The following is an 18,903-nucleotide window of genomic DNA, read 5'->3' as shown; positions in this document are numbered from 1 at the left end:
TTCTCAACTTTCTACTGGGTACTTTCCATTCTACAATAAGAACAAACACTTTCGTTTGTCTGCATCGGTGCACCGCAAAAATGACAGATTTTGTTTCCTACTTTGATCGTATTTTCCTGATCGGGTCTTATCTTAATTCGCTCTTTTGGGATTTCGTTGGACTTTTCTTTTGAGACATCCTTTGTTACTGCAGCTCTCGTTATCTTATGTCTATCTTCAACCATTTGCTTTTTTGGTTCTGGTTCTCGATAAAAAAGGCTCGTAACAGCATCAAACACCCCAATCACTCGTAACGATAAATATAAAGAGTAAAATACCACCTGAAATAAAATTTCTATTTAAAATCCTTGGAATCCGCGTTGCCCCAAGTATTAAAGTAAGTAAAAACGTATTTCTAGGTTCAAATTATACAACAACCCAGCTCTTTTGATCATAAATAGATTATCTTTTATAAACTGCCACATTCTTCTTTTCCCCCAACACATTTCCATCTTTTTAACGTAATATTCATTATAAGCGTAAAATGAGTTAGTTTCAATATAGGATAAAAAAGCAGAAAAACCTTTTCACAGGACTTTCCACTTTTCTTATTTTTTATGTCACTTAGTCTATCTTAGGTTTCATCTTATTGATCATCGCAGTCGTCTTAGGCAATAAGTCTTCATAATAATCAGCAATTTTAAGATTTATTGTCGCCAGTCTATCCTGTAGCTCTTCGATTTTCGCTGTAATACGTTCCTGTTCTTCTTCCAATAATTGTTTCCTTGCTTCAATCGTAGAGTCACCTACATTCGCTAAACGAACATATTCAATGATCATTTCCAATGTCATGCCAGACGCTTTTAATTTTAAGATCGACTGAATCCATTCAAGGTGAATCTCATCATAATCGCGAACGCCATGAACTGTTCTTGTAACAGCTGGGATTACGCCAATTCGTTCGTAATACCTTAATGTATCCGCAGAAATGCCTACTAGCTCTGCCATTTCTTTAATCGTCATCTATTTCTCCTTTTGTATAAAATCAATCGACTCTGACAATTCTTTATATTGCTCAGTCATTTGTATTTTCTGATTTGCCATATTTAAAGCTAACTCGTATGCATCACTACCTACCATTAACTCTAAAGGTGGTTGTGCCATTTCAACGACATACATATAAAGTGCAGTAACTTTTTCAGGGTCCCCTGCTTGATTCCCATTCATCGCAGCAACAAAACCTAAACGTTCTTCTACTGATTTTTTGTATGGCTCACTGATTATATGAGACATCGCATAGGAATTTTCTGATAAAAATTCTGTTCGCAAATACCCTGGTGCTGCATTGATGACGTGGATCCCAAACGGTTTGACTTCTTCTGCAACAGCTTGGCAAATTCCATTGATTGCAAATTTCGTTCCGGCATAGGTTGATTCAAATGCGCCAGCATAAAGGCCAGAAATCGATGATGTATTGATGATATAGCCAGATTTTTGACTTCGCATGATCGGTATAATAGCTCTCATCATATTCAATGTCCCAAACACATTGACATCAAAACAGGCACGAACTTCCTCATCCGTTAAATCCTCCGCAGCTCCTGCTACCATAAATCCTGCATTGTTTACTAAGACATCGATCCTCCCGAACTTTTCAACGGCTAACGCAATTACACGTTTGATATCTGTCTCATCTGTCAGCGACATGCTAACAGGTAAAAACGCTGGACTTTCAGGTCCGACCTTTTGAATTAGACTCTCTTTATTTCGACTTGTTGTGATAACTTCATGCCCATTATTTAGCAACGCTTTTGTTAACATTAATCCTAATCCTTTTGAACCTCCTGTTATGAACCAGATCTTTTTACTCATCTCTATATTTCCTCTCTTTTTGTTGTTTGATCGGTCAACAAGGAAAGTATAAACCTTGGAGGTACCTCCAAGACAAGTTCTTTTTTAATTATTTTTTCGGACTAGCTCCTCAAGCTTATTTACAGTGTTTGCATTTCTGATTGTAATTCGACTATACATCTTACTTCCAACGATTTTTGACCAACGGCTTCTTGAAAAGGTTTTGATCGGTGCCGACCAGAAAATGACTCGTTCGTGATAAGCAACTTTTTCGTACTCAGGTTTAGCCTCGCCGACAGATTCGATTACTTCTTCGGTTGTTGTTGGCGGGATCACAAAAATCACATTGTGCTTTGATTCTTTATCTGTATTCCACCATTCTGGCATCTGCTCTAATGCTTCCAGTAACATTTTGGCAGACACGATCGTCACAATAATTTTAAGCCCAAACTCAGATTCAATCAGTCTTTCACAATCTTCTGTCAGTTGTAAAATATTCGTTTCTTCACTAGAAAAAAGAACATTGCCACTATTTAAATACGTACTAACATTTATAAATCCATGCTGTTCAAACCGTTCTTTCAACGTTGCCATGACCACACGATTTTTTCCACCAACATTAACGCCGCGTAATAAAGCAATATAAGTTGCCATATATAACTCCCACCACCTTAATAATTCATCCTCACTAAAGCAAATAGTTTTTTCAATGTTGTCCCTATATTATAATAGAGAAAAGAATAACTAGAAAGAAAAGAGGGTGTATCATGAAAGGTATCAATGAATTTTTTTCAAGTATTAATGAACCTGAACATCGTAAGCGTTTAGAAGAATTATTTGAATGGACGATAAAAGCTTATCCGCAATTTAGTATTGTAATCAAATGGAATCAGCCGATGTTTACCGATCATGGTACTTTTATCATTGCGTATAGTACTTCAAAAAAGCATCTTTCCATTGCACCAGAAACTGTGACGATTTATACATTTAAAGAGGACATTGAGAAATCAGGCTATCAACACACAGATAATATCATCAAGATCACGTGAGAGCAGCCAATTGACTATTCATTACTAAAAAATAATCAATTTTAACGTTCAAGAAAAAATCGATTACACGAAATTTTGGCGTGAATAACTTCTATAAAACGACCTTTATTCAAAAAAGTTTTATCGATAAGAAATTATTGAAGTAGCAAAATCAGCGTACATCTATTATTATTTAGACATAGAGAGTTACTTAATTATCTTCCCCAAAGATAAAATAAGAACCGATCCTATCTTGGCTGAGATAGGATTTTTTTTGACCTCGCTTTCCCCTCAGTAAAATATAAAGCGGAAAAATTAACAAAAGACTTTCTTTCTAGTGCCTGGTGTCCAGACCGAACAGAATGTTAAGAATTTCTTTAGAGAGAAAATAGCAATGCTGATAACACAAGCTTATTTTTTACTCTATCGACTTATTTTTTTACTATTTAACGAAATTATATTGACTATATTCTCACCTTTAAGTTAATATAGTGTTACAATATTAAATAAAAAAAGGCGCTCTGCAGGAGGACCACAAATCATCCCGCAGAGCCCTGTATTATCAGCACAAACTAATAATACAAGTTGCCTCCGTCAATTGTTTATTGACTATTCTCATTGTACTAAAAGTAAGAAAAGATTACTAGTCTTTTTTGCAAATTCAATGTGTTTAGTTGATATTTATTTAGCGAACGCTTCATGGTATTAGTTGCTGACTAATACCATTTTTTTAATTTTCTATTGCTTATTTAGATAATTGGAGCGAAAAACAAAATAAACAGGCACTCTGCAAGAAGACCACAAATCCTCCTACAGAGCCCTGTATCGTCAGCACAAACTGACAATACAAGTTGCCCAGTCAATGCATTGACTTATTCATTTTACCTAATTTTTGTAAGAAATACTAGTGTTTTTTACAAACTTTTAGTAATTTGAGTAGTGAATGGTTATTCATTGAACTCTTGCACAGTATTGGTTGGTGGCCAATACTGTATTTTTTCGCTCTTTTTATAAATAGTAAACACTAAGTTCTCCTTTTTCTCATTACTTTCGTAAAGTAATCTCTCGGTGTTTACGAGCTTGTGTTCCTAGAATCGATCACTACCATACTTTTTACTTAGTCTGAAAAGCTTGCTAAGTCAATGCGTACAGCGAGAACCAATCGAAAATAACATGCAAACAAATAATTTCCGAGATCTACAAGGCTAAGTAATAAAAAGTAACGAACGATTCTATGTTCACAAGTAATAGTTAGAATTAATCTGGCGGATTAGTGATTCTAACTTTCAAAAACAAGCAGGTTAGCAGAGCCTGTTCGTTCAAGCAGCTGTTTATCCAAATGCTATTCCTTTTTTGTAAACTACCAACCCAACCATTTTACCAACATAGGGGTAGACAGCTGTTTGTTTTTAATTCTATTTTTTTCAATTTTACAAGTTAAATCAAAATGGCACAATTGTTTCGTACTTTGCTCCTGCTCTATAAATCTTCTATAAAATGATCTGTATACCTATCCCAATATTCCGTATAGATTCTTTCTTGATTATTATCTAAATTCAATTGATACAATCTAAATGTCACCTCTAGATTCTTAGGCTGCCACTGCTCTTTGTACGAATATTTGTAGCTCATGCCAATTTTTTGCATGACTTTGCCACTACCAATATTATGGATATCATGTGTAGCTGTAATATACAGCCAACCTTGTACTCTCAAAAAATCGATAATTGCCTCACTGGCCTCTGTAACCAGTCCTAAGCCCCAATACTCTTTCAATAAACCATAACCAAAATCATGGCTTTTTGCACCACTTACTACAATATAGCCAATTGGATGCGGATTTTCTTTAAGACAAATGACAAAATAAAAACCACCTTGTTTTTTGTAATTCGATTCGATCTGTGTCTCATAAAACTGCTTAGTTTCATCTCTATCCTTTACAGGATACCAAGGAAGATATCTATTTACGTCTTCATCAGATAATAGGATGTATAACGCATTCAGATTTGTTTCTGTTTTTTCAATTGTTCGAATGATTAATCTTTTTGTTTCAATCAATGCGTTTCTCCTTAAGGTTTATTTTTTTACCTAGTCAACTAGTTAAACATAAAAAAATACTTAGGTCTTAATTCCGTTAATACTACATAATTATAACTCTAATCCATTCTACCAAATATAAGATAGAATCAACTAGAATTATAATAGATAAAAAAATAATATTGGCATTAATCGGTTGCATATCTTCCTTTTATTAGTACAAAACAGAGGACTCTATCGTTGTTCTACTCATTCTCTTCTAATTTCTCAAAACGAACTAATTCTTCAATCGTTGTGCCTAATTCTTCTGAAATGGCATACATCAATAATAAAGATGGATTATGCTTATTTTTTTCTAAATTAATGATTGTTTGTCTTGCAACCCCAACTCTAGTCGCAAGATCATCCTGTGACAGTTCAGCTGAGGCTCTATAAGTGTTTACATACATTTCAGTTATTTTACTTTTTACCATTATAGACTCCTTTCTTGTTTTCATTCCACAAATATGTATTTTTACTATTTATTAAACTTTTAACGTCTTAATGTTAACATAAAATTATAAAGTAGGGAATACTTTTCGAGTGACGCTTATCAAGGGTTCAGTAAATTATTCACTTCTTTTTTACCATTTAACGAACCACTCTCTACTACTGATCACTTTAGCTCCTTATATCATTGTACGTTTCTCTTGTCAGTTGTAAGTAGGCTCTTTTCCCTACTCATGCTAAAGTTTATGTAAATAGATTGATAGGGAGGAAAAACAATGATTGAATTCATTTTAGGTATTGCTTACCAAGTAACGATTTGTAATTGGCATGATAGTCGTTCTAAGAAAAAGGCTTAAGACTGTGACTGCTTTAAAACCAAGCCCAGCTAGTTTATTTCTATTTGACCTAGAGTCAACTCTAAGTGGTAAACTAATAGTAAGAATACTAGAGGAGGAATTTCCGTTGGCTTATAAAATTCATGAATTTTCAAAAATGACTGGTCTGACACCCTATACTCTGCGTTTTTATGAGAAAGAAGGATTGATCACAGTTAAAAGAGATCAGAATAATATTAGGATTTATGATGACCGCAATAAGGAATGGATCGATTTTTTTATGCATTTGAAAAAAACGGGTATGACGATTGAAAATATTAAGCAATATCTTGTTTGGTGGTATGAAGGAGACTCTACGAATCAAAATCGCTTGGATCTGTTAAAAAAACAAAAAGCAATTGCATTAAAAGAAATGGAACAAATTGAAGAAGGAATTGATATGCTGGATCATAAAATAGAAGTGTATAAAACGAGAATAGAAAATAGTCAAAAAAATTAATCTTGCTTTATTGACGAATGTAGTGAAAGAAAAAGAGTAGTCTAAACAGCATCGGCCGTTTAGACTACTCTCTTTCTTTAGTTCAATTAGGTCCTATTTATTATAAATTTTCGGCCCTTTACGCATGTTTTTACGATCATTTTTAGGTGTTTCCATTTGTTTTGAACGGCCACCGCTTTGTTTCTTTTTGATTAATTCAAGCATTTTCTTTTTTGTATCCATTATTACACCGCCCTTGTCAATAGAGTCACCGACTCGATATGTGTTGTTTGTGGGAAGTTATCAACTGGTTGGACTTCTTTGACTTCAAAACCGCCTTCAACAAGTAGAGCCAAATCACGTGCCAATGTTGCTGGATTACAACTCACATAAACGATTCGTGCTGGTTTTGTTTCAATCAAGGTCTCAACTAAACTTGCTTCTAACCCTTTACGTGGAGGATCGACGATCACAACATCAGGCTTGATGTCATTTTCGATCATTCTTGGTAGTGCTTCTTCCGCTAAACCAGCAGTAAAGGTTGCGTTTGTGATTTCGTTCAATTTGGCATTACTTTCCGCATTTTTCACTGCTTCTTCAATGACTTCCACACCATAAACGTGTTTGGCATCTTTGGCTAAGGTTAAACCAATCGTACCGATTCCACAATACGCATCTACAACGATTTCATCGCCCGTTAACGCAGCGTATTCTTTGACTTTATTGTACATTACTTCTGTTTGTTGCGGATTTACTTGATAGAACGAACGAGATGAGATTTCAAATTTCAAATCAAAAATCGTATCGATCATTTTATCTTCACCATGTAATAGAATCGTTTCATCCCCAAAAATCACGTTGGTTTTCTTCGGATTGACGTTTTGCACGATGCTGACTACTTCTGGTAAAGCTTTTAAAATATCAGGAATAATTTTACTTGTTGGGAATAATTTTGCTGTTCGTGTAATCAACACAACCATCATCTCACCCGTGTGGTAGCCACGACGAACAACAATATGACGTAAGTTTCCTGTGTTATCTGATTCGTTATAAGGTTTGATGCTGTAACGTCTCATGATATCACGGATCTTAATCACTGCTTCATCGATTTTGGGATCTTGAATATAGAAATGTTCTAAAGGAATTAGATCATGACTGTTTTTTCTGAAGAATCCAGTTTGTAGTTTGTCCCCAATTTTTCTCACTGGGATCTGTGCTTTATTACGGTAACCCCAAGGATTGTTCATGCCTAACGTATCTAAAACAGGAACATCCGGTAATTTTGCAACACGTTGCATTACATTTTTTACTTGGTCAGTTTTAAATGTTAATTGAGCACCATAGGCTAAATGCTGTAATGGGCTGATCCCAACTTTTGTAAAATTCGCATCTTTAACTGGTACACGGTCTTCACTTGATTTTAAAATCGTCACTACTTTTCCGTAGCCAAAACTTTTTCCGACTTTCAGCACTTTGATTTCAATTTTTTCACCTGGCAAAGCATCTTCTATAAAAAGTGGGTAACCATCAACTTTGGCAACACCCATTCCTTCATGTGTCAAATCAATAATATCAACTTCGATTGTTTCATTTTTGTTTACTGGAAAATTATTCATAAGTCGCTCCTTCTTTAATGCGCTTCTCCCATTCTAATGAAAAAATGCTAGAAAAGCAATAGAGAGTTTGTTTCTACAGCTAAAAGAAGAAAAAATAGGTTAGAATTTGGCTTATTGTTTTTAGTCGATTTCAGCTAACTTCTGTTCAATTAGTTGAATCACTTGATTTTTTGCTTCTTCGCTTTCAATAAAATCATACTGATCGCCATCGATTTGGATTTTCGGACTCTCATTATATTCTTCAAACCATGTTTCATAACGGCTATTTAACTCTTTATAGTAATCATATAACGCTGGATCTTGTTCTACTTGTTCATAAATCCGGCCCCGTCTTTTGATTCGTTCCAACATTTTTGGAAAAGATATTTTAATATGCACTAATAAATCTGGTCGCTTTTTTTGAGCCGCATATGGCAATTCTTGCAGCATATTCTCTAATAACGAATCATAAACTTTTACTTCTGTTTCATTTGCTCTCCCTAAATCTGCATTTAAATGAAATAATAAAGAATCTTCATAGATCGAGCGATCCAAGACATTATTTTCATGAGAAAGGGCTTGTTTAATACTATCAAAGCGTTTATTTAAGAAATAGATTTGTAGTAAAAAGGCATATTTTTTAGGATCTGCATAAAATAAAGGTAAAACTTCATTATCATCCACTGATTCATAAAAAGCCTCCGACCCTAAATGTTCTGAAATAATTTCTGTTAAACTAGATTTTCCTGCACCAATTGTGCCTGCTAAAACGATCACTGCCATCGAACTCCCTACCTAATATTGTTTATTTTTTAATTTTAACCAATGAATCATACCGTAAATAGAATTAAATGTATACATACAATACATAACAAACAAAGCATAGTCTCCACCAGCATGTGTTCCTGCTCTAAACCATAAGACTAAAGAAAAAATATTTCCTAATAACCAAAATAAAAATTGTGACTGGTATCTTTTGATCATCAATAGCATGCCAGTTGCCGAAACACTGAATGTTATGGCATCTAACGTTTGCTGGGCATCATTGACAAAGCCTAAAAGAAAATAGGCAATCATACCGATTCCAAACCAAACTAACCCCGCATACAGCCACTGGATACCTTTCAATGTTTTCACGTCAGTTACATTCCCAGATCCATCTTCGCTAGCTTTTAACCAAGCATATAGACCAGTAACATCCATTATAATGTAAAAACTTTGAAGTAAAACTTCAGCATATACTCGCGTTTTAAAACCAAAATACCCTATGATCAATGCACTTATAAACCCAAAAATGTAATTGCTCGCTTTGCCTTGAGCGATTAGGTTAACACAAATAATACCAGATAATCCGCCTACTAAAGTAATCCAGCTAGAAGGGTTAAACGAAAACGCAACTAATTGTACACCAATCATCGTAAGTAAAAAAAGATAGTTCTTTCGCTCCCATCCTTTAAAATCATTGATAATAAAATTTGAACTCATTCCAAACAAACCTCTCACTTGTCTTATTTATCATTTTCTGCAGAGATGACGACTTATTTAATTTACCTCTGTTTCAAACACAAGTCAATGAGAATCCTTCTCAATTATTGATTATGAGACATTTTTTATACAACATATTGTGTTTTTTAATTTTAATAATCTATATATTGTGTATTATTTGTTTTCATTTTTCAAATTGTATCTATCAAAATAAAAAATATCTAAGACAAAATTGTCTTAGATACTCTTTTTTATTTTAAATGCTTAACCAATTTTTCCATTATTATCAATGTCTTCTTCGGTCAAGCGTTCTACTTCTTTGACAAACTCTTTACTTGTTTCCAGATATTCATCTTCTTCATCTGAATCATCATCGTAATCATCTAAAACAGACCCCATGATTGCGTTAGAGGGAATAGCATCTGCATTGGCAAACATTTCGATATGCTGATGTAAATTCGTAAATTCCATCGGTGCATCACCGCCGTATTCTCCATCTAAATTGATCATCATACGACTATTTGGTTCAAGTGTTTCTGCACGTAAATGGCTAGTCTTAGTATAGATCAAACGATTATCTTCTATGTGTTTACCGCCGTTTAGCATCAGCGCTGCTAAGTGTAGAATTTCAAATACATTAGCTGTCTTCACAATAATCAAAGAGAATTTTCCATCATCAAGCTTCGCGTCAGGTGCAATCTTTTCAAAACCACCAACAGAATTAGTCAAGCCTAAGAAAAACATTGAAGCATTCCCTTCATAAACACCTTCATCATATTCCATGCGCATCTTGATTGGTTTCACTCGTGGTAACATTTCAGCACCTTTTGCTAAATAAGCTAAGTAGCCAAAAATACTTTTGAGTTCTGAAGGGACCTCATACGTCAATTCTGTTAAATGACCACCTGCCGCAATATTGATAAAATAGCTATCCTGCGCTTTCCCAATATCCATTTTAACTGTTTGATTTTTTTTGATGACTTCGGCTGCTTTAAGAATATTATCTCTAGGGATTTTCAATGCTCTTGCATAATCATTGGTTGTTCCAGCAGGAATGATCGCCATTGTTGGTCTTTTTTCTAAAGGAGCGATCCCATTTACAACTTCATTGATCGTTCCGTCACCGCCGGCTGCAACAATTAGGTCAAAGCCTAACTCTGCCACTCGGCGAGCTTCGTTTTTTGCAGAATTCTCTTCTGGAGTTGTAGCAAAAGTACTGGTTTCATATCCGCATTCTTCCACCACAGAAAGAATATCAGCTAGGTTTTTCTTCACTAACTCTTTACCTGAAGTTGGATTATAAATCACTCTTGCTTTTTTCATCATCTTTCGCTGCTTTCTAGCGTTTTGCTAATTCTTCTTGAAGTAATTTGTTAACAACACCTGGATTGGCTTGGCCTTTTGTAGCTTTCATGATTTGACCAACTAAAAAGCCAACTGCACGATCTTTTCCATTTTTGAAATCGTCGACAGATTGTTGATTATTATCTAGTACCTCATTGATGATCGGTAGTAATTGTGATGGGTCAGATAATTGAACTAACCCTTTAGCTTCAACCACTTCTTTGGCATCTCCGCCATTTTCGATCAACTCTTTGAAGACTTTTTTAGCGATTTTCGAACTAATCGTTCCATCTGCTACTAAAGTAATCATGCCAGCTAAGTTGGCAGGTGTTAATTTAGTGTCTGCCAATTCGATTTTTTCGCTGTTTAGATATGCTGAAACTTCACCCATCAACCAGTTAGACACTTGTTTCGCATCCGCACCTTCATTTAAAGCAGCTTCAAAGAAGTCAGACATTTCTTTAGTTAGTGTTAGAACCATTGCATCGTATTCTGGTAAGCCTAATTCTTTAATATAACGAGCACGACGAGAGGCCGGCATTTCTGGTAAGCTATGACGAACTTTTTCAATCCATTCATCATCGATCGCAAAACGTGGCACATCTGGTTCTGGGAAGTAACGGTAATCACTTGATCCTTCTTTGACACGCATCAATAATGTCTTATTGGTTGTTTCATCAAAGCGACGTGTTTCTTGTTGGATTTCTCCACCAGATAGCAACACTTTTGCTTGGCGTTTTTCTTCAAAGGCAAGACCTTTTTTTACAAAACTCATTGAGTTTAAGTTTTTAAGCTCTGCTTTTGTACCGAATTCTTCTTGGCCATAAGGACGTAAAGAAATGTTCGCATCACAACGCATTGACCCTTCTTCCATTTTTACATCTGAAACGCCTGTAAATAGAATGATTGAACGAATAGCTTCTAAATATGCATAGGCTTCTTCTGGTGAACGCATGTCAGCTTCTGAAACGATTTCGATCAGTGGTGTACCTTGACGGTTTAAATCAACATAAGAATAACCGCCGTCACCGTGAATATTTTTACCAGCATCTTCTTCTAAATGGACACGTTCAATACGAATGCGTTTTGTTTTGCCTTCCACTTCGATGTCGATCCAGCCATCGTGACCGATTGGTTGATCGAATTGCGAAATTTGATAAGCTTTGGGATTATCTGGGTAGAAATAGTTTTTACGGTCAAAATGAGTGTCTTTTGAAATCTCACAATTTAACGCAAGCGCTGCTTTCATGCCAAATTCAAGTGCTTGTTTATTCATAACAGGTAATACGCCTGGGTAACCCCAGTCGATCACATTAGTATTGCTATTTGGTTCTGCACCAAAATGAGCTGGCGCAGGTGAAAAGATTTTAGAATTTGTCTTTAATTCTACATGGACCTCAAGTCCAATGACAGTTTCAAAATTCATTAGTCATTCCCCCCTAAGATCACAGGTTTTTTCGTATGGAAATCCGTTGCTTGTTCAAATGCATACGCTGCTTTATACATCGTACTTTCATCGAATGGTTTCCCAATAATTTGTAAGCCGACTGGCAAGCCTTCTGAAAATCCTGCTGGTACTGACATACCAGGTAGTCCAGCTAAGTTCACTGGAATCGTCAATAAGTCATTCATGTACATGGTAATTGGATCATTGATATTTTCTCCTAAACCAAATGCTACAGTCGGTGAAGCAGGACCAATGATGATATCGTATTTTTCAAAAACATTATCAAAGTCTTGTTTAATCAAGGTTCTAACTTGTCCAGCCTTTTTGAAGTAGGCATCGTAATAACCAGCACTTAATGAGAAAGTACCTAACATAATACGACGTTTTACTTCGATACCGAATCCTTCAGATCGAGAATTTACATAAACATCTTCAAGATTTTTTACGTTTTCTGAACGGTAACCATAACGAATACCATCGAAACGTTGTAAGTTTGAACTTGCTTCTGATGAAGCGATAATATAATACACAGCAACCCCATACTTAGAATGCGGTAAACTAACTTCTTCGACTGTTGCGCCTAACGCTTTAAATGTTTCTGCTGCTTTCAGAACTGCTTCACGAACGCCAGCATCCACACCTTCACCAAGATATTCTTTAGGCAGAGCCACTTTCATGCCTTTGATATCACCTGTTAAACCAGCTGTAAAGTCAGGAACAGACGCGCCAGCAGATGTACCATCTTTTTCATCAAAACCGCTAATAGCATTTAAAGCTAATGCATTGTCTTGAACGTTTCTTGTCATTGGACCAATTTGATCTAAACTTGAAGAAAATGCAATCAAACCAAAACGTGAAACACGTCCATAAGTCGGTTTCATTCCAACGATGCCATTGAATGAAGCAGGTTGGCGAATACTTCCGCCAGTATCGCTTCCTAAAGAAACTGGGATTTGTCCTGCTGCGACAGCTGCTGCTGAACCACCTGAAGAACCACCAGGAACTTTGGAATGATCCCAAGCGTTTTTCGTTTTCTTAAAGTATGATGTTTCTGTACTTGCGCCCATCGCAAATTCATCCATGTTCAATTTCCCAACAGGGATCATATCTGCTTGATAGACTTTATCCATTACTGTTGCATCATAGATTGGATTAAAGTTGTGGAGCATTTTTGACGCTGCTGTTGTCAAAATATCTTTGGTTACGATGTTATCTTTGATTCCGATTGGAATACCAGCTAAAGGATTTGATTCTGTGATGCCTTTCAGGTCGATAGCTTTCGCTAATTCTAAGGCTTTTTCATCGCTGATCGTAATAAACGAATCCACGTCTTTTTCTGTCTCATTGATACGATTTAACGTAGCATGTGTTAAATCTGTTGCAGTGATTTCTTTAGAAACAAGTAAATCATGCAATTCTGTTAGTGACTTATCATATAATTTTTCCATTATGCACCAGCCTCCCCATTGTCGATAATTGCTGGCACTTTGATATAGCCATTTTCTGATTCAGGTACGTTTTTCATTAATTCATTGCGATCCATACCAGGTGTAACGACATCTTCTCGCATTACATTGATCGATTGCGCTACATTAGAGGTAAATGGAACACCTTCCGTATCTACTTCTTCTAATAATTCTACCATGTCGATAATTTTACCTAGTTGATCGGTAAAGTCTTTTAATTCTCCATCGGAAAAAGACAATTTAGACAACTTGGCTACATGTTTTGCTTGTTCTTCACTGATTGCCATGGGTACCCTTCTTTCCATTAGAAAAACTCAATTAAGAGCTCACTAGTTCATTTTTTATACTGTTGAACAATGTTTCACGTTAAGAAAACAGCTTTTTTCTTATTCTATCATAAAATTCTAAGAATTTTTGAAAGAGATGAAAGAAAATACACTGTAAATGTAAAAATACAGCTGAAAACTTACTTTATTTCACTTTCAAGCTACTCATCCTCTTCTTTTGTGTAGCTATTATCGATTGCTGTGACCATTTGTTGTTCATCCCAGACTTCGATTCCAAGGTCTTGCGCCTTCGTCAATTTACTACCGGCATCTTCACCAGCAACCACAATGTCTGTTTTTTTAGAGACACTACCTGTCACTTTACCGCCTAAATTTTCAATCTTTTCTTTCGCTTCTTCTCGATTGTAATGCGTCAATTTTCCTGTTAAAACGACTGTCTTATCTTTAAATGGTGACTCTACAGCTTCAAGTTGGGCTGTACGAATCCCTTTATAGTCAAAATTCACACCAGCTTTAGTCAACTCATCCATCAATTCATGCACTTCTTCATTATCAAAATATGTGACCAGACTATCTGCTATGATTTCGCCCATCGAATCTAGTGCTACAACTTCTTCTTTTGTCGCTTTACTAATTGCCCAAAGATCCCCAAAATGTTCTGCTAACACCTTAGCTGCCTTCGAACCTACATGACGAATGCCTAAACCAAAAATCAAGCGCTCAACCGAATTGTCACGACTTGCAGCAATTGCTTTGTAGATGTTATTTGCTGATTTTTCTTTGATTTTTTCCAACGTCATTAATTGTTCTTCCGTTAAAAAGTACAGATCTGCTACATCAGCAACTAAGTTAGTATCATACATTTGTTCTAATACACGTGGACCTAATCCGTCAATGTTCATTGCATTTCTTGAAACAAAATGATTCAAGCCTTCTTTGATCTGGGCTGGGCACTTAGGATTTATACAACGTAAGGCTACTTCTTCGTCTAAATGAACTAACTCGCTATTACAAACAGGACAATGCGTTGGAATTTGATAAGGTTGACTACTATCATCCCGTTTTTCGGTCAAGACTTGAGCAACTTCTGGAATAATATCGCCTGCTTTGTAAATGATCACAGTGTCATTCAAACGAATATCTTTCATCGCAATAAAATCAGCATTATGCAAGCTTGCACGACTCACAGTCGTTCCTGCTACTCGAACTGGTTGCATCACAGCCGTTGGCGTTACAACACCAGTCCGACCGATCGTCCATTCGATTTCTTCCACTACTGTTTGTGCTTCTTCTGGCGGAAACTTATATGCAATCGCCCAACGAGGAGCTTTTACAGTGAAACCTAATTCATCTTGAATCGTAAATTCATTGACCTTGATCACGATTCCGTCAATCTCATAAGGTAATTCCATCCGTTTTTCATGGTATTCTTCAATATAAGCCCAAACTTCATCAATTGTTTGACATAATTTTTTCTCAGGATTGGTTCTAAATCCAATTTCTGATAATTCATTTAATGCGTCAAATTGAGTTTGTGCCGTCATTGGTCCAAAATCGGCCACTGTATATAAAAAAGTGCTGAGATTTCGTTTAGCCACCATACTTGTATCCAATTGACGTAAACTACCAGCAGCGGCATTTCTTGGATTAGCAAAAACATCTTGTCCTGCTTCTTCTCGCTCTTTATTTAAATTAACAAATGATTGTTTTGGCATGTAACATTCGCCACGGACTTCCACTGAAATTGGCTTTTTCAATTCTAAAGGAATTGACTTAACTGTTTTTAAATTTTCCGTGATATTTTCACCAATTGTGCCATCTCCACGGGTTGCCCCTTGAACGAACTTTCCATTTTCATATTTTAATGAAATCGCTAGACCATCTATTTTCAGCTCACAGCAGTAACCAACTTGTTTCCCTGCTAACTTCTGGACACGCTCGTCAAAATCATAAATATCTTCTTTACTAAAACCATCATTCAAACTATACATCTGAACTTCATGGGTAACTTTTTCAAAACCTTGTAAAATCTTACCGCCAACTCGTTGCGTTGGTGAATCAGAAGTAATCAAGTCTGGATATTCAGTTTCTATGTCGACTAATTCTTTATACAAGCGATCATACACATAATCTTCTACGGTCGGCTTATCAGCTACATAATACTCATGAGAATATTGATTAAGCTGCGTCCGTAACTCTTTTGCTTTGTCTGTCGCTTCGGCTAATGTTAATGGAAATTCCGCCATGATACCCCTCCTAAATTTAAAGTTGAAAGAGCTCGCTCGTATTTTATATTTTTTCAATCGGAGCAAATGCTGCTAATAAGCGTTTAATACCTTTTTCCGGGAACGCAACATCTAATTCCAAGTCTTTAGCAGTGCCGCCAACGCGAACTACCGTACCCGTCCCCCATGCTTTGTGTTTGACTTTATCTCCTGCTTGCCAGGCCATTGATTCTCCGCCACTTGCAACTTTATCTGTTACTGGCTGCTTAGTTGGCTGAGCATAAGCTGGTTTAAACACTTTAGGTTCAAACGTTCTAGCTGGTGCTTTTGGTGCTGCAATCGACCCTTGTAAGTCTAATAATTCTTCGTCAATTTCGTCTAGGAAACGACTCGGACGATTATATTGTGTTTTGCCGTATAAGGTTCTAGAGAATGCATTGGTGATAAATAGCGTTTCCTCAGCTCTAGTAATTCCTACATAGGCTAAACGACGTTCTTCTTCTAACTCACTTTCTTCCAGCATCGCACGAGACAACGGGAAGACCCCTTCTTCTAGTCCAATCAAAAAGACAACTGGAAACTCAAGTCCTTTAGCTGCATGAAGCGTCATCAAGGTTACTTGAGAGGTACTTTCTTCTAGATTATCCAAATCAGAAACAAGTGCTAAATCATTTAGGAAGACAGCTAATTTTTCTTCTGGTGCATCTGGCTCTTCTTCGTCTTGACGTTCATAACGTTTATCAAATTCTTGGGTAACGGTTAAAAATTCATCCAAGTTTTCTAAACGAGCTTGGGATTCCAAATTATTTTGTCTGACTAATTCTTCGCGATATCCACTACGTTCTAAGACTTCTTTTACTAATTCCGTAATTGTTAAATAAGGAATCATTTGCGTCAAGTCTTGGATCATCATGCCAAAACTACCTAGTTCTTTACCAGCTTTTCCTGAAATATTCGCTAGATCGACATTTTGTGAAGCTTCTAGTAAGGACCAATCATGCATCTGAGCAAAACTTCTTAATTTTTCAACTGAACTTTTACCGATTCCTCGTTTTGGTTCGTTGACTACCCGTTCAAAGCTTAGAGAATCCATCGGGTTGGAAATAATATTCAAGTAGCCCAAGATATCTTTGATTTCTTTCCGATCGTAGAATTTATGGCCGCCCACCATCGTATAAGGGATATTTGATTTCAACAGCATTTCTTCCATTACTCGTGATTGAGCATTAGTACGATACAATACAGCAAAATCACCATAAATACGGTCTCTTTCGCGCATTTCTTTTTGAATTTGCCCTACGATAAATTGCGTTTCATCCCGCTCATTATCTCCACGATAATAGACAATTTTTTCACCATCTGTATTTTCCGTCCATAATTGTTTATCGCGACGATTACGGTTATTTTTAATAACATTGTTGGCTGCATCAAGGATTTTTTTGGTTGAACGATAATTTTGTTCCAGGGTGATCACAGAAGCATCTGGATAATCTTTTTCAAAATCCAAAATATTCTGCATGTCTGCTCCACGCCAACCATAAATACTTTGGTCCGCATCTCCCACAACACATAGATTTTTAAAGCGTGCAGCCAGCATATTGACTAAAGTATACTGCGCATGGTTGGTATCTTGGTATTCATCAACATGGATATAGTGGAATTTATTTTGATAATAGTTTAATGAATCTGGATGTTCATTAAATAACCGAATCGTATTCATAATCAAATCATCAAAATCCATACACTGATTATTTCTTAACTCTTTTTGATACATTTTATAACATTTTGCCACTACTTCTTCGTAAGGTGTCCCTTGTAACTCCTCTACTTTTGCGGGTGTCTGCAACTCATTTTTAGCATTGCTAATCGTCCCTAAAATCGAGCGAGGATCATATTTTTTCACATCAATATTCAGTTCGTTTAAAATTCGTTTCATCAATGTGCGCTGTTCAGAAGTATCAATGATCGTGAAATTCCGATTATAGCCAATATGATCGACATCTCTACGTAATATCCGCACGCACATTGAGTGGAATGTGGAAACCCAAACATCGTTTCCGCCAACTTCTAGTAACTTACCAACCCGCTCTCGCATTTCTTTTGCGGCTTTATTGGTAAAAGTGATGGCTAAAATATTCCAGGGATTCACATCTTTTTCTTCAATTAAGTAGGCAATACGATGTGTTAAAACTCTCGTTTTCCCACTGCCTGCTCCCGCCATCACTAATAAAGGCCCTTCAGTATGTAGAACGGCTTCTTTTTGTCTCGGGTTCATACCTTGGATCAAGGCGTTTTCTTGTGCCATCATCAACGTCCTCTCTCTTTTTTCAATCTTATACATTATACCAAAAAAAACACAAAAGCTGAACAGATTGACCAAACCTTGAGTAATAACATATAAAAAAATTTATTGGCGCTTACCACCATGAATTTTTTTAGGTTATTACCGAAAGGTTTAATCTGTAAAGCTAGACGATAGCAGGAAAATTCTTCAATAATGTTACTGCTTTATAGGACAACCTTTTCTTTTGATCAACCTGCTATTTTTCTACAACAATTTATTTTAGTCATTGGTTTCATGATAACAAGTTTGAACATACGTCAAATATAAAAAACGAAGACAAAAATCATAGAAATGATTTTTGTCTTCGTTCATGAATTTCAATCCACTCACTCAATAAAGAGTGAAACCGTGAAAAAGCAATAAAAACATTACACTTTTACTACTTCTCCACACTAACCATTCAATAAAATGTGAATTCAATGAGAAAAACAAGGTCTTTACTCCTAATTTTCCTCAAAAGTTAGTGCGAATCCCCCAGTATTTTCATGTGCACTTGAGGGTCGCACCAAAATT

General features: G+C 36.0%; 18 protein-coding genes. 2 read left to right on the top strand and 16 right to left on the bottom strand.

From position 1 onward, the window contains the following. Positions 1–11: 11 nt before the first annotated feature. The 4 genes from A5819_RS11105 to A5819_RS11090 form a co-directional block, all read right to left on the bottom strand. Positions 12–278 carry a hypothetical protein gene (locus A5819_RS11105; protein ID WP_139843297.1) on the bottom strand — a complete coding sequence of 89 codons (267 nt, stop codon included), beginning with the start codon at positions 276–278 and terminating at the stop codon, positions 12–14. Positions 279–603: 325 nt separating this feature from the next. Next, complete coding sequence (locus A5819_RS11100; protein ID WP_086278854.1) at positions 604–1,002, bottom strand: MerR family transcriptional regulator; 399 nt, start codon at positions 1,000–1,002, stop codon at positions 604–606. After that, complete coding sequence (locus tag A5819_RS11095) at positions 1,003–1,851, bottom strand: SDR family oxidoreductase (protein WP_086278853.1); 849 nt, start codon at positions 1,849–1,851, stop codon at positions 1,003–1,005. It abuts the gene before it with no gap. An 84-nt stretch (positions 1,852–1,935) separates the two neighbouring features. Then, the gene (locus A5819_RS11090) at positions 1,936–2,484 is read right to left on the bottom strand and encodes a DUF1697 domain-containing protein (RefSeq protein ID WP_086278852.1); all 549 of its coding nucleotides are present in this window, start codon (positions 2,482–2,484) and stop codon (positions 1,936–1,938) included. A 113-nt stretch (positions 2,485–2,597) separates the two neighbouring features. On the opposite strand from A5819_RS11090, the gene A5819_RS11085 reads away from it, so the two are divergent. Then, positions 2,598–2,879 (top strand): iron chaperone, encoded by a 282-nt coding sequence (locus tag A5819_RS11085; RefSeq protein WP_254907258.1) that lies wholly within the window; start codon positions 2,598–2,600, stop codon positions 2,877–2,879. Positions 2,880–4,337: 1,458 nt separating this feature from the next. On the opposite strand, the gene A5819_RS11080 is transcribed toward A5819_RS11085, so the two are convergent. Continuing rightward, the gene (locus A5819_RS11080) at positions 4,338–4,916 is read right to left on the bottom strand and encodes a GNAT family N-acetyltransferase (protein WP_086278851.1); all 579 of its coding nucleotides are present in this window, start codon (positions 4,914–4,916) and stop codon (positions 4,338–4,340) included. A gap of 224 nt (positions 4,917–5,140) precedes the next feature. Beyond that, a complete protein-coding gene (locus tag A5819_RS11075) occupies positions 5,141–5,368 on the bottom strand; it encodes a helix-turn-helix transcriptional regulator (RefSeq protein ID WP_086278849.1) in 228 nt (75 codons plus the stop codon). 478 nt (positions 5,369–5,846) lie between these two features. Between A5819_RS11075 and A5819_RS11070 the strand changes: the two genes are divergently transcribed. Then, positions 5,847–6,218: a MerR family transcriptional regulator gene (locus A5819_RS11070; protein ID WP_086278848.1), complete on the top strand. Its 372-nt coding sequence runs from the start codon at positions 5,847–5,849 to the stop codon at positions 6,216–6,218. Positions 6,219–6,311: 93 nt separating this feature from the next. On the opposite strand, the gene A5819_RS19810 is transcribed toward A5819_RS11070, so the two are convergent. From A5819_RS19810 to pcrA, 10 genes are all read right to left on the bottom strand, one after another. Continuing rightward, on the bottom strand, positions 6,312–6,440 hold the full coding sequence (locus A5819_RS19810) for a hypothetical protein (RefSeq protein WP_010765698.1): 129 nt from the start codon (positions 6,438–6,440) through the stop codon (positions 6,312–6,314). Positions 6,441–6,442: 2 nt separating this feature from the next. Beyond that, positions 6,443–7,813, bottom strand: a complete 1,371-nt coding sequence (rlmD, locus tag A5819_RS11065; RefSeq protein ID WP_086278847.1) for a 23S rRNA (uracil(1939)-C(5))-methyltransferase RlmD — start codon at positions 7,811–7,813, stop codon at positions 6,443–6,445. 120 nt (positions 7,814–7,933) lie between these two features. Further along, positions 7,934–8,575, bottom strand: a complete 642-nt coding sequence (locus A5819_RS11060; RefSeq protein ID WP_086278846.1) for a deoxynucleoside kinase — start codon at positions 8,573–8,575, stop codon at positions 7,934–7,936. Positions 8,576–8,587: 12 nt separating this feature from the next. Next, positions 8,588–9,277 carry a nicotinamide riboside transporter PnuC gene (gene pnuC / locus A5819_RS11055; RefSeq protein WP_176271413.1) on the bottom strand — a complete coding sequence of 230 codons (690 nt, stop codon included), beginning with the start codon at positions 9,275–9,277 and terminating at the stop codon, positions 8,588–8,590. Between the two features lie 264 nt (positions 9,278–9,541). Next, positions 9,542–10,600: a diacylglycerol kinase gene (locus tag A5819_RS11050; RefSeq protein ID WP_086279677.1), complete on the bottom strand. Its 1,059-nt coding sequence runs from the start codon at positions 10,598–10,600 to the stop codon at positions 9,542–9,544. 16 nt (positions 10,601–10,616) lie between these two features. Continuing rightward, positions 10,617–12,047: an Asp-tRNA(Asn)/Glu-tRNA(Gln) amidotransferase subunit GatB gene (gene gatB, locus A5819_RS11045; RefSeq protein WP_086278845.1), complete on the bottom strand. Its 1,431-nt coding sequence runs from the start codon at positions 12,045–12,047 to the stop codon at positions 10,617–10,619. Then, positions 12,047–13,516: an Asp-tRNA(Asn)/Glu-tRNA(Gln) amidotransferase subunit GatA gene (gene gatA, locus A5819_RS11040; RefSeq protein ID WP_086278844.1), complete on the bottom strand. Its 1,470-nt coding sequence runs from the start codon at positions 13,514–13,516 to the stop codon at positions 12,047–12,049. Before gatA ends, gatB begins: the two co-directional genes overlap by 1 nt. Next, entirely contained in the window at positions 13,516–13,821 is a 306-nt protein-coding gene (gene gatC / locus A5819_RS11035) for an Asp-tRNA(Asn)/Glu-tRNA(Gln) amidotransferase subunit GatC (RefSeq protein ID WP_086278843.1), read from the bottom strand. Before gatC ends, gatA begins: the two co-directional genes overlap by 1 nt. A gap of 200 nt (positions 13,822–14,021) precedes the next feature. Beyond that, positions 14,022–16,067 (bottom strand): NAD-dependent DNA ligase LigA, encoded by a 2,046-nt coding sequence (gene ligA / locus A5819_RS11030; RefSeq protein ID WP_086278842.1) that lies wholly within the window; start codon positions 16,065–16,067, stop codon positions 14,022–14,024. Positions 16,068–16,110: 43 nt separating this feature from the next. Continuing rightward, positions 16,111–18,351, bottom strand: a complete 2,241-nt coding sequence (gene pcrA / locus A5819_RS11025; RefSeq protein WP_086279676.1) for a DNA helicase PcrA — start codon at positions 18,349–18,351, stop codon at positions 16,111–16,113. Positions 18,352–18,903: the final 552 nt, after the last annotated feature.

Origin of the sequence: Enterococcus sp. 7E2_DIV0204 (genome assembly GCF_002140855.1) — a bacterium.
Classification (GTDB): domain Bacteria; phylum Bacillota; class Bacilli; order Lactobacillales; family Enterococcaceae; genus Enterococcus_L; species Enterococcus_L lemimoniae.
The sequence above is the reverse complement of the archived record's forward strand: the minus strand, read 5'-3'. Positions and strand labels throughout refer to the sequence as shown.

Coding starts and splice junctions, on each gene's coding strand:
- A5819_RS11100 (WP_086278854.1), bottom strand. CDS start 1,002: ATGACGATTAAAGAAATGGCAGAGCTAGTAGGCATTTCTGCGGATACA.
- A5819_RS11095 (WP_086278853.1), bottom strand. CDS start 1,851: ATGAGTAAAAAGATCTGGTTCATAACAGGAGGTTCAAAAGGATTAGGA.
- A5819_RS11090 (WP_086278852.1), bottom strand. CDS start 2,484: ATGGCAACTTATATTGCTTTATTACGCGGCGTTAATGTTGGTGGAAAA.
- A5819_RS11085 (WP_254907258.1), top strand. CDS start 2,598: ATGAAAGGTATCAATGAATTTTTTTCAAGTATTAATGAACCTGAACAT.
- A5819_RS11075 (WP_086278849.1), bottom strand. CDS start 5,368: ATGGTAAAAAGTAAAATAACTGAAATGTATGTAAACACTTATAGAGCC.
- A5819_RS19810 (WP_010765698.1), bottom strand. CDS start 6,440: ATGGATACAAAAAAGAAAATGCTTGAATTAATCAAAAAGAAACAAAGC.
- rlmD (WP_086278847.1), bottom strand. CDS start 7,813: ATGAATAATTTTCCAGTAAACAAAAATGAAACAATCGAAGTTGATATT.
- A5819_RS11060 (WP_086278846.1), bottom strand. CDS start 8,575: ATGGCAGTGATCGTTTTAGCAGGCACAATTGGTGCAGGAAAATCTAGT.
- pnuC (WP_176271413.1), bottom strand. CDS start 9,277: ATGAGTTCAAATTTTATTATCAATGATTTTAAAGGATGGGAGCGAAAG.
- A5819_RS11050 (WP_086279677.1), bottom strand. CDS start 10,600: ATGAAAAAAGCAAGAGTGATTTATAATCCAACTTCAGGTAAAGAGTTA.
- gatB (WP_086278845.1), bottom strand. CDS start 12,047: ATGAATTTTGAAACTGTCATTGGACTTGAGGTCCATGTAGAATTAAAG.
- gatA (WP_086278844.1), bottom strand. CDS start 13,516: ATGGAAAAATTATATGATAAGTCACTAACAGAATTGCATGATTTACTT.
- gatC (WP_086278843.1), bottom strand. CDS start 13,821: ATGGCAATCAGTGAAGAACAAGCAAAACATGTAGCCAAGTTGTCTAAA.
- ligA (WP_086278842.1), bottom strand. CDS start 16,067: ATGGCGGAATTTCCATTAACATTAGCCGAAGCGACAGACAAAGCAAAA.
- pcrA (WP_086279676.1), bottom strand. CDS start 18,351: ATGGCACAAGAAAACGCCTTGATCCAAGGTATGAACCCGAGACAAAAA.